This window comes from Bradyrhizobium sp. (assembly GCF_049581145.1).
Classification (GTDB): domain Bacteria; phylum Pseudomonadota; class Alphaproteobacteria; order Rhizobiales; family Xanthobacteraceae; genus Bradyrhizobium.
Window position 1 is genome coordinate 1 of record NZ_JBAURI010001118.1, and the last position, 2210, is coordinate 2210.

Sequence of the window (2210 nt, forward strand, 5' to 3'; positions counted from 1 at the left end):
GGTCATTGTCGGCAGCGTCGATTTCGACGTCGTGGATTCGCCGGAATACAGGAACAGCGCACTGGCGATCGTGTTCGGCGAGGGACGGGAGGTCCGGCTTCGCCTCGACGATCCCGAGAGCCGGCGCTTTGCGTTTCTCGACGAGATGCGCGCCGAGGGTGTCACCGATTATGTCGCTTTGCCGCTTCCGACCACCGACGGTTCGGTGCACGCCTCGAGCTGGACCACCAGAGCGCCGGGCGGCTTCAGCGATGAGCAACTCGACAACCTGCGTACGCTGGTGCGGCCGCTGGCGCGGCTGGTCGAGATCGTCAGCTTGCGCCGCACCGCCTCGCTGCTGCTCGACACCTATGTCGGCAACCGCGCCGGCGAGCGCATCCTCGGCGGCCAGATCCGCCGCGGCCACACCGATGCGATGCATGCCGCGATCTGGCTTTCCGACCTGCGTGGCTTCACCGCGCTGTCCGACCGGCTGCCGGCCGAGACGGTGGTCGATATCCTCAACCGCTACTTCGATTGCCAGGTCTCGGCGATCAAGACCCATGGCGGGGAAGTCCTGAAGTTCATGGGTGACGGGCTGCTTGCGGTGTTTCCGATCGTGGAGCAGGCGGACGACGTTGCGAAGGTGTGCGCCGGGGTGCTGGAAGCCGCCCGGGAATCCCGGGCCCTGGTCGAGGCGATGAGCTATCCGGTGGGTGACGCTGTCGAGCGCTTCCGTTTCGGGGTTGCGCTGCATGTCGGGAAAATCCTTTACGGCAACATCGGCGGCGGCAACCGGCTGGATTTCACCTGCATCGGTCCGGCCGTGAATCTCGCCGCACGGCTGGAAAAGATCGCAGGCCGGCTCGGACGCACCGTCGTGGCCTCTGCGGCGTTCGCCGATGCCTGCGCCTGCGACTGGGCCGATCTCGGCGAGTTTCCGATCGCCGGATTTTCCAAGCCGCAACGGGTCTACGGATTGCGCGATGAGGCTTAGCGCGGGGGAGCATCATTCCTCCGGCTCGGTGGTGAACAGCAGCGGGTAGCCCTTGGCGCGGCCGGCGTCGGTGGCGCGGGTGGCCTTGGTCTCGGCGACGTCCTTGGTGAAGACGGCGACCACGCAGACGCCGAGCCGATGCGCGGTGATCATGACCTTGTAGGCCTGATCCTCGGTCATGCGAAATTCGCCCTTCAGAATGGTGACGACGAAGTCGCGCGGCGTGTAGTCGTCATTGACCAGGATCACCTTGTGCAGGCGCGGTCTTTCGGTCTTGGTACGGACCTTGGTTTTGGGCTTGGTGACGGCGTCGATCATTGCGGCGGCACCTCCTGATCCGAAGCTTGCGATGACGGCCAGAATACCGTCTCTCGGTGAATGTTGGAACCGGTTGTTTGCGATGGCGTCGTTGCACAGTCCGCACTCGAGTTCGTCCAGCAACGATTTTGTGCAGGGCCTGCCGTGATCGAAGCCAGAATGAGTAACCCGGCATCGCTCACCGATCGGCCGAGGCCGCGCTAACTCGAATGTGAAGACCGATCGGTGTTCCGGCTTTGCGCGGCCCCATTTGCATGTCACGATGCCTTCACACGATTGGAGGGCGGCTGATGCGCTGGTTTGTCTCGATCGGGACTATGCTTATCGCGGGCATGATGGGCGGCGATGCCGCGTCCATCGCGGCGCCGGCTCAAGGCGATCGACCGCATGCGCAACTCTCCGACAAGGACGCAGCCGCCACCGTCGATGTCGAACTGATCCTCGGCGTGGATGTATCCTATTCCATGGACATGGATGAACTCGCGGTGCAGCGCGAGGGCTACGCGCAGGCGATCATGTCGAAGGAATTCCTGCAGGCGCTGAAGACGGGGCCGAACGGCAAGATATCCATCACCTATTTCGAATGGGCGGCCACCCACGACCAGAAGATCATCATTCCGTGGCGGCTGATTGATGGGCCGGAGACCGCGGACGCGGTCGCCAACGATATCCTGAAGACGCCGATCCGGCGCGCCTCGCGCACCTCGATCTCGGGCGCGATCTATTTCGCGATGCCGCTGTTCGACCAGGATCCCTATCACGGCCTGCGACGGGTGATCGATATTTCCGGCGACGGCCCCAATAATGACGGCTTGCCCGTCACCGGCGCGCGCGACGAAGCGCTGTCCAAGGGCATCGTCATCAACGGCCTGCCGATCATGGTGAAGGAGCCGTCCTATTCGACCATGGACATCGA

Annotated in this window: 3 protein-coding genes; 2 read left to right on the plus strand and 1 reads right to left on the minus strand. The window is 63.7% G+C overall.

All coding sequences use genetic code 11. The annotated features are described in order from the left end of the window. Window positions 1-976, plus strand: a 976-nt coding sequence (locus tag WCB02_RS35905) for an adenylate/guanylate cyclase domain-containing protein (protein ID WP_423966272.1), incomplete at its 5' end; no start/stop codon positions are given. A gap of 12 nt (window positions 977-988) precedes the next feature. On the opposite strand, the gene clpS is transcribed toward WCB02_RS35905, so the two are convergent. Next, window positions 989-1294, minus strand: a complete 306-nt coding sequence (clpS, locus tag WCB02_RS35910) for an ATP-dependent Clp protease adapter ClpS (protein ID WP_423966274.1) — start codon at window positions 1292-1294, stop codon at window positions 989-991. Window positions 1295-1584: 290 nt separating this feature from the next. Here clpS and WCB02_RS35915 point away from each other — a divergent pair. After that, on the plus strand, window positions 1585-2210 hold a 626-nt coding region (locus tag WCB02_RS35915; RefSeq protein WP_423966277.1), incomplete at its 3' end, for a DUF1194 domain-containing protein.

What these genes read in the sequence shown, in the direction of transcription:
- clpS (WP_423966274.1), bottom strand. Translation starts at nt 1,294, where the DNA reads ATGATCGACGCCGTCACCAAGCCCAAAACCAAGGTCCGTACCAAGACC.